This window comes from Cytophagia bacterium CHB2 (assembly GCA_030263535.1).
GTDB lineage: Bacteria > Zhuqueibacterota > Zhuqueibacteria > Zhuqueibacterales > Zhuqueibacteraceae > Coneutiohabitans.
The window spans coordinates 1-8,837 of the sequence record SZPB01000273.1; the positions used below are offsets into that span (position 1 = coordinate 1).

The 8,837-nt window shown below is 54.2% G+C and carries 6 protein-coding genes; 2 read left to right on the forward strand and 4 right to left on the reverse strand.

Annotation, left to right across the window (positions count from 1 at the left end; translation table 11 throughout):
- The 4 genes from FBQ85_21595 to FBQ85_21610 form a co-directional block, all read right to left on the reverse strand.
- Positions 1-191, reverse strand: a 191-nt coding sequence (locus FBQ85_21595; protein ID MDL1877733.1) for a bacteriocin-protection protein, incomplete at its 3' end; no start/stop codon positions are given.
- Between the two features lie 37 nt (positions 192-228).
- Complete coding sequence (locus FBQ85_21600) at positions 229-1,077, reverse strand: DUF4037 domain-containing protein (GenBank protein ID MDL1877734.1); 849 nt, start codon at positions 1,075-1,077, stop codon at positions 229-231.
- A gap of 50 nt (positions 1,078-1,127) precedes the next feature.
- On the reverse strand, positions 1,128-2,090 hold the full coding sequence (locus FBQ85_21605; GenBank protein ID MDL1877735.1) for a YafY family transcriptional regulator: 963 nt from the start codon (positions 2,088-2,090) through the stop codon (positions 1,128-1,130).
- A gap of 18 nt (positions 2,091-2,108) precedes the next feature.
- Positions 2,109-3,395, reverse strand: coding sequence for a sterol desaturase family protein (locus FBQ85_21610; GenBank protein ID MDL1877736.1), 1,287 nt, complete (start codon positions 3,393-3,395; stop codon positions 2,109-2,111).
- A gap of 282 nt (positions 3,396-3,677) precedes the next feature.
- On the opposite strand from FBQ85_21610, the gene FBQ85_21615 reads away from it, so the two are divergent.
- Together FBQ85_21615 and FBQ85_21620 are read left to right on the forward strand one after the other, a co-directional pair.
- Positions 3,678-8,147 carry a DUF1565 domain-containing protein gene (locus FBQ85_21615; GenBank protein ID MDL1877737.1) on the forward strand — a complete coding sequence of 1,490 codons (4,470 nt, stop codon included), beginning with the start codon at positions 3,678-3,680 and terminating at the stop codon, positions 8,145-8,147.
- Between the two features lie 394 nt (positions 8,148-8,541).
- Positions 8,542-8,837, forward strand: a 296-nt coding sequence (locus FBQ85_21620; protein MDL1877738.1) for a hypothetical protein, incomplete at its 3' end; no start/stop codon positions are given.

The following is an 8,837-nucleotide window of genomic DNA, read 5'->3' on the forward strand; positions in this document are numbered from 1 at the left end:
TCATCGACGCTTTTGCGCACGCCATCGATCCAGCCAAAACAAAGCAGTTGATCCACCGCCTCCGGCCAGGTGATGCTGGGCTTGCCCGAACTTTTCTTGTAGAATCCCACCCACAATTCTTGCGCTGTGTCGTGATTCTTCTCCAACCACTTGCGCAACGCCGCGGGCGTAGCGAAGAATTTGATCTGCATAGAATCATTCTCTGTTTGAATTAGCGTAAGCCATGTATCATAACACTCGAGGCCGCGAAGTTTGAGGATCAAAGCCTTCTTGTTCGAGCAGTTGATCGAGTCGATTCAAGAATTCTGTTAGTTGGTTGAGCAAAAGCGGTTCCCCCGTCGCCGACAGCCGCAGGAGGCTCACCAGATCGGCGGCCATGTCGCGCGGAAGTTTTTCACAGCGGGCCAGCGCCAATTCCAGCAAACGCTTTTCGCCGGGATGCAGTTGCCGATTGAGGGCGAAGATCACATCAAAATAACTGGCGAGGAGTCCCGCCAGCCGATGATTGATGCTGATGAGATCGCCGCGCCTCACGGCTTTTTCCAATTGATTGGCGTAAGACGGAATGACCCGGCGCAAAATGGGATGATTGAATGCGATAATGTTGCGCCGCAACGCCTCGGGATATTCCTGCCGGCAAAGGCTTTGCAAACCCGCCAGCCAGCCGCGCGCGTCGGAAAAAATTTGCGACTGTTTGACGGTATGGCAAAAACACGTGGTATAGCCCAGGCTGGCCTGATGCTCACGCATAACGCGATGAATTTGATTTTCCATCCAAGCCGCATCGAAGTAAATGATATCGACTTCGATTCCGCTGGCGGCATCGAACCATTCGTCGCCGGGTCCCCAGTGCGTTAGCCCGAGATCGGCTTTGGTGGCGCCGCCGGCGCGATCGACGATACTCTGGCGCGCCGCCAGAGGAATATCGCTTCGGGTATAAACATACAAATCAATATCCGAGGCCGGGTCCGCAACCTGATTGCTGCACGAACCCGCCAGCGCAATGGCTTCGACCTGCGCCAATTCCGCGAACATTTCAGATAAACGCCGGGCGAGCGTGGCATGAGTTGATGACATGAGTCTCTTCGAGGAGGATAGTTTTAGAAGAGAACTAGCAGAGAATCCAGCTAATTGGGGCTGTTCGTGGCGTAATGGGCTACGACTTTCTGCGCGTGTTCCAAAATCATTTGCTGCAATTGCGGCGGATGTAGAATTTCGATTTCCGGGCCAAAGCCGAGCAGCCAATCAACCATGACTTCCAGCGCGGGAACAAGAAACGTGATGATGACGCCGTTATCCGCCGTCGGCTCTTCCGCAACGCCCAAAAAATAGCGGTGGCGCACGCGTTTCACCACCGCCGGCTTAAACTTGACGCGCACTTCCTGCGGATTTTCGATTTTGTTCGCTTCTTGCAAATATTTTGCAATGGAAAATCCTTCACGCAGCGAATAAATTTCGTCAACGGTTTGGATGAATTTAATGCGATCGGTGCGAAAGTCACGATAGTCCCGGCGTAGTCGGCAATACGCAATAAGATGCCAGTGGTCGTTATAATACAGCAAAGCCAGCGGCTCGACGCAACGATGCGTAATCTCGCCGGTGTTTAAGGCGCAATATTCCATTTTCAACACACGGCGATGCACCACGGCGTCCTGCATCAGGGTGAGCACATCGTCGCGAAAACCGTTTTGTTGTGGGGCCGGCTGCGTGAAAACCTGTGTGACTTGTTGCAGGCGCTCGATGTACTCCTGGCGATCCTCCGGCAACACCGCGCGAATTTTCAGCAATGCGGATTCTGCATGCTTTTTGAGCGAGGCATCGGTGAGGCGCTGCACGAATTCACCGCCGACAAACAAGGCGCTGGCTTCTTCCTGCGTGAACATCACCGGCGGCAGATGATAACCATCCACCAGACTATAGCCTTCGCCGGCTTCAGCCGCCAGCGGTACTCCCGCTTCTTGCAACGCCAGCAAATCACGATACACCGTGCGTATGCTGATGCCGAAATGCTCGGCAATATCCTGCGCCCGGATCAGGCGGCGGCTTTGCAACAGAAGAACAGTAGCAACAAGTCGATCGATGCGATTCATAGGTTGAGAGGCGGAATTCTAGGTCTCACTCCGGGAAATCGTTGAGACGTGTCCTGGGTATTTTGAAGGGACGTCCGCAGGCGCTTGCACGCCAAAAATGTGGCGATAACTGCCGAGCCAGAATGTTACAACGGCGGCCAGAACAAAGGTCAACAATACCAGCAGCATGAACAGTTCGTGTCCGAGTGAGGCCGTTATGGCGGCGACGGCAAGCGCCGCCAGCCGCACAAACTCCAGTTGGAATGCCCATTTTCTTTTATCCAAAATTCCTCCGAGCGTCAACAGAGCCAGCAGAATCATTGCGGCAGTTGCGATGCGCCATGCTGCCGGCCAAACGTTTTCCTTTTGCAGCAAATAAAACGTGGCGGCGATGACGGGCAGGAAATGCACGAACACGTAAAGATTCAATCCGAGCGGCGTTCTGGTATCGTACTTCACATAAGTTTCGGGCGTCACTTCGGGGTGCGGCGGCAGCGGGGACAGGCCTGCGGGCCGCCATTCCGGCGGCATGAAAAACAGTTTCACTTTGTCGATAAAACGTGGAAATTGCGCAGCGAGATGTTTGAGTTTTACCCAGTAATGAAAATTCGCCCAGATCGGATTCCAACTGTTGAGCGGTTCGGTCACGCCGTAAACCACCGGCTCGGTTTCCGGTTCGAATGTTCCAAACAAACGATCCCAAATGATGAAAATGCCCGCGTAATTTTTGTCGAGATAGCGCGGATTCCGGCCATGATGCACGCGATGATGCGAGGGCGTATTCATCACCCACTCCAGCGGGCCGAGTTTGTCGATGGCGCGGGTGTGAATCCAAAACTGATAAAGCGTATCGAAGGCCGACATGGTGAGAAACATCAATGGCGGAAAACCGATCAGGGCAAGCGGTAGATAAAAAATCCATGAAAACCAGCTTTGAAACGTGCCCTGCCGCAGCGCCACGGCGAGATTGAACTCCTCGCTTTGATGATGTACGATGTGCGCCGCCCAGGGCGCGTTCATGCGATGGCTGACGCGATGAAACCAATAGTAACAAAAATCCACGCCGAACAACAACGCGATCCACGCCGGAATTGATTGAGAAGAAATTTCCCAGAACGCAAAATTTTCATAAATCCAAATGTAACCCGCCACGATCGCGACTTTGCTGAAAACGCCCACCACTTGTTGCGCCACGCCGCAACTCAAATCATTAATGGCGTCATTGAAGCGGTAATACTCTTTGCGCTCATGCCGCGCAAACCACACTTCAAAGCCGATCAAGACAAGAAAAAATGGAATGGCCAGCGCGATGTAGTTGACATCCATTCAGGTCTCCCGCTCTTCCGGTGCATTTTGTTACAAGAATATTAAAAATCAAGAAAACGTACACAGCCACAGGCGGAAAGTCAAGTCCGAGTTTAATCGTCTCATTGAGCTAACATGAGGGAATATCCGCATTTCCTCTGTCCTCAATCTTCGTTCTAGTCGGTATATATAAACACGTAACACATTTGTCACAATTTTTACGGCCTCATGCTTCAGCTTTGCGAGTGGCTCAACGAGTGGGCGCAACAAAATGGATTTTGACAACTTTCAGGGGTTTCACCTATGGCCTTCACGTTTTTACCCCGCCGCCGCTGTTCCGTCGCATTGTTTTTGCCGTTCGGTTGGCTCATTCTTTTTCTGCTTCCGTTGCGCGCTGGCGCGGCAATTGATACGCTCTATGTTTCCGTTTCCGGCAGCGACATGCAGGGCAATGGCACGGCGCAAAAACCGTGGCGCAGCGTAACCTTCGCCTTGCAAACTGTACAAGCCAGCGCCGCTTTCCCCAAAGCTCTCAAACTCTCTTCCGGCACATTCAGCGCTGCTGCCACAAACGAAACGTTTCCCCTCCATTTGAAAAATTACGTGGCCATCATCGGCTCCGGGGCCTTTGCGACAATCATCGATGCGGGTCAAACGGCGAGAGTGTTCACCGGCAATAACGTGCAACAGGTCAGCGTTATGGATTTGTGCCTGCAAAACGGCAAAGCGCCCGGCGTGGCGCAAGCCTCCGGCCAGGGTGCAGGCTTGTGGGTCAAAGGGTTTACCGATTTGCAACTGATACGCTGCCGGGTGCGCAACAATCAAGCGGAAGATCTTGGCGGCGGCTTGTTTGTCTCGCGCGGCAGCGGCTTTACACTGCAAGATTGCTGGCTGGAAAACAACACCGCGTTCAACGGCGGCGCGCTGTATCATGACAGTTCCACCGCCACGATCATCGCCGGCGTGACCATGCAATACAACAAGGCCATGAACATCGGCGGCGGCATGTTCATCGCCTCGACCGCGCCGATCATTCAAAAATGCCGGATACGCTGGAATACCGCTGAGCAGAGTCAGCAGACGGGCGCAGGCGGCATTGTTTTGCAGAACGTCACCGGCGCTGTTATTGGAGGCGCTTTTGATCTAGGCAACGATATTCACGAAAACGTGGGAGCACAAGACGGGTCGCAATTACTTTTGTTTGGCAGACAAAGCACGGCAGATGCGCGCTATAATTTTTGGGGCGCTTTGCCGAGCCGGCGCGTGGCTTCGCCCACCGATCAAATAAATTCGAGCAATGCCCGCAATGTTTCGATCACCGCGACATTCGGCGCGCGCGATTTTTATGTTGCGCCGGGCGGCTCGGATGAAGACAGCGGCACGCCGCAAAAACCCTGGCGTACCATTCGCTATGCGTTGAGTCAAATCTTTGCGACTGAGCTGGACACGCTGCGCTTGCACTTGCGCAGCGGGGTTTATAGCCATGCCGCTACCGGCGAAAACTTTCCAATTCAACTCAAGACGCGCATTAACCTGCTGGGAGCAGGACGCGAGGCGACGAGTATCGACGGTGCGGACTGGCACGAATCGGAACTGATCAACAGCGCCAATATTGCGGCGGTGCGCATGGCCGGCTTGACTTTGCGCAATGCCAATAAAGGCGCGCTGCTGTTGCGCGCGTGCGAACGTGTGCAGTTGGATTCTTTGCAATTTGAAAACAACAAAGGCAGCCACGGCGCGGGATTGCGTTTGATCAATTGTGAAAACATGAGCCTGACGGCCAGCATTTTTCGCGGGAATCAAAGCACGGGCGCCGGCGGCGCATTGGCATTGTACGGCGATGATAACGAGATTTCCAGAAATGTGTTTGTCGATAACCTCGCGCAATCCGGCGGCGCGGTGGCATGCGATTCCAACAGTACCACGGTTTTCACGCAAAATGATTTCACTGGCAATCGCGCGGAAATCGGCGGCGCGATGTACATCGCGCAATCACGCATCGAATTAAGCTCGAACCGCATGCGCAACAATCACGCAACCCTGGGCGGCGGCGCAATTGCCTTGGACGGCGCTTCGCTGCCGCTCATCGGCGCAAATCGCAATCGTGGAAATGATATTTATGACAACACAACAGACGGACAAGGCAGCCAGCTTTATCGCGTGACGCCGGGATTGACGGTTGATGCGCGTTACAACTATTGGGGTGAAATTCCGCACGCGGGTACCGCGCATCCCTTCACGGAGTTTTCATTGGTGGAGTATCGCAATATTGCTATTCGCATGCCGCGCGGCGCACGCACGCTTTTTGTCGCGCCGCACGGAAATGATGAAGCCTCCGGCGCCAGCCCGGCGGAACCGCTGCGCACGATAGCCGGCGCTTTGAAACTGTTCTTCGGCATGCCGCAGTTGCCCATGCAGTTGCAACTGCTGCCCGGACGGTATGCGAAAGACGCCACCGCCGAGATTTTTCCGCTGCCGCTCGAAAGCCATGTTACGATTGCCGGCGGCAAGCGCGAAGAAACCGTCATCGCAGGCGACGGCAGCCGCCGCATTTTCGAAGGCCGCAAACTGCAAAACGTCACGTTGCGCCATTTGACTTTGCAAAACGGAAAAAGCGGCCAGCGCGGCGGCGCGGTGTTGCTGGACTCGGTGGAAGTCAGTTTGATCGATAGCTGCTGGTTTCAAGATAATTCTGCGGTGCAAGGCGGCGGCCTGGCATTGCGCAACAACACTGGCGCCGTGATTCAACACACCCGTTTTGAGCGCAATCAAGCACACCTGCGCGGCGGCGCGATCAATGTCGAGGGCGACAGTGTGATCATTCAGCATTGCGAATTTTTCGGCAATCAAACCGCCGGCAGCGGCGGCGCGCTGCATGGCAACCGGCCCAAGCTGGCGCAGATTCTGTCGAATCGTATGCGCGGCAATCAAGCGGAACAGGGCGGCGCCGTGGCATTGTCGGGCGGCATGACGCAAATTTATCGCAATACGATCATTGACAATGCGGCCACGCAAACCGGCGGCGCGATTTATGTCAATGCCGAGGCGAATGCGATTATCGGCGGAACATTGGCAAACGGTAACGATCTTTATGGCAACACCGCGGCGGTGAAGGCAGCAAGCCTGTACGGGCCGGCGCGCAATAATCCGATTGATGCGCGTTACAATTTTTTTGGCGCGCTGCCGGATGACGCGGTGGTGGGCGAACCGGGAAGTTTTGAGGTTGCGAATTTCCGCAGAACGAGCATCGTTTTGCCCTTTGAACAACGCACACTTTATCTCTCACCCGCAGGCAGCGACAGCAATGCCGCGCCCTCGGCGCAAAATCCGCTGCGCACGTTGCGGCAAGCGCTGCGCTTGTTTGTGTCATTGCCGGGAGATTTGTTCACGCTCAGTCTGGCAACAGGCATCTATTCCAACAAAACGAGCGGAGAAATTTTTCCGCTTCAGCTTCCGAGCCGGATAGAATTGGCCGGCAGCCATGCCGACAGCGTGTTGCTCGAGGGCAGTGAGGTCGGCCGGATCCTGGAAATCGTTGCGGCTGAAAGCATTGCCGTGCGCAATGTCACGTTGACGACGGGAAACCATTCTCGTTTGGCAAAAGCTGCTGCCGGGGAAAACGGCTCGGCATTGCGAATTCAGAATGCGCAAAACATTCGTGTAAGCGGCGTGCATTTTCACAACAACGTTACCGCAGGATTCGGCGCGGGGTTGTCAGGCGTTGGCGTCAGCGGACTCTCCGTTGTGCAATCGCGTTTCACGCGGAATCAAGGCACGGGCGCGGGGATCTATTTGTTGAATAGCAGCGCAGAGATTCTCGCTTGCACGTTCATGGGAAACAGCTCAATGGCGCCCGGCTCTGCCATGTATTTGGACAACTCGCCGGTGCTGATCAGCGGCAATCGCATTACGCAAAATCATGTTGCGTCGGCCAGCTTCGGCGGCGCAATTTATAGCGCGGGCGCGGCATTGCCGCAAATCGGCGGTGAGCCGGGACGCAGCAATGATATTTTCGGCAATACCGGCGGCACTATTGGCCGCCAGCTTTCACGCGCGCCAGGCGCAACAAAAATCAATGCACGCTTCAATTATTTCGGCACAACCGCGCCAACTGAAACCGACATTTCGCCGCTGGAAGGGTACGATATTGCGCCAACCCGCAATCTGCCGCTGGCGGGCAACAATCCACCAGTGTGGAGCAGTGTTGCGCCGGCGGCAAATCAAACTCTCGTCGCAGCAAAACGGGATACCGTGAAATTCGCCGTTGCTGCGATCGATGCAGATAACGATGCCTTGAGCTACACCTGGTTTGCCGATAATTTTCCGGTTTCCTTTGCGCAAACCTATGCGTTTGTCGCTTTTTTCTATGCCCCCGGCGAACACAGCATCCGCGTCGAAGTAAGCGACGGCGTGAATACGATTGCGGCAGAGTGGAAAATCAACCTCACCCTTACCAGCGTGGCAGAGCCGCAAGCAAACGTTCCGGCGCAATACAAGTTGGAGCAGAGTTTTCCTCATCCCATGCGTTGGGGCGCGGGTGTAACTCGCATTGCTTTTCATGTGGCCAAGCAAAGTATGATCGAGCTTGTGCTTTATGATGTGATGGGCCGCCGTGTGCGCCGTTTGCTGCATGCCGAGCAGCCTGCGGGCATTCATGAAATTTCCTGGAATGGCCGCGATGACAGCGGCAGAATGCTGCCCGCCGGGATTTACCTGTTGCGCATGACAGCGGGTAGTTATACCGCAACACAAAAGTTGATTGTGGTGAGGTAGCCATTCCAATGCCGGCGACGTGAAAAATATTTTCTCCCTTCAATCAGTTTTGGTTTGCAAATAGTGATCAGGAATTTGCATGAAGGAGATTAGACTGCTGTACGGACAATTGTACTAAAAATTTTGGCCGTCTTGTTTGAAATGGCCATTTGAACTGCTCAAAAAAGCCTCGACTCGTTCGAGGCTTTTTTGCTTACGGAGATACTCATAATGATTCCCTAAAAAGATATAACATGAAAGTGGCATTGCTTTTGCGAAAATAACGGCGCGGCGTGAGCTTGTCTGCGGGTTATTCAATCACTTAGATGAAAGCAAGCTGCCCGCAAGCTCAATTACGAAACGGTCAGTTACAGGTATGAACGTGCAACGTTCATGTCAAACAGAATTTTCATTTATGGCAGAAAACAGTTTTTTGACAGTGAATAAAACCTCGTTACGCAAGAGTTTCAAGCCCTGGCGTAGTTATTCTGCCGGCATGCGAATGTTCTTGCTCGCGCTGGCGGTTTGCGGCCTGGTGTTTTCGGCAAATGCGATCATCTCCGATATTCAACCGCAAAATCTTTGGGGATTATCCTACGGCACGGCCGCCGCATTGCTGATGCTGGGCGCGGCGTTGTTCGGCATGCGGCGGCGGTTCGCCCAAACCGCCTTGCGGCGCGGGCTGGGCAAAGCCATTCTGGCGCGTTTATT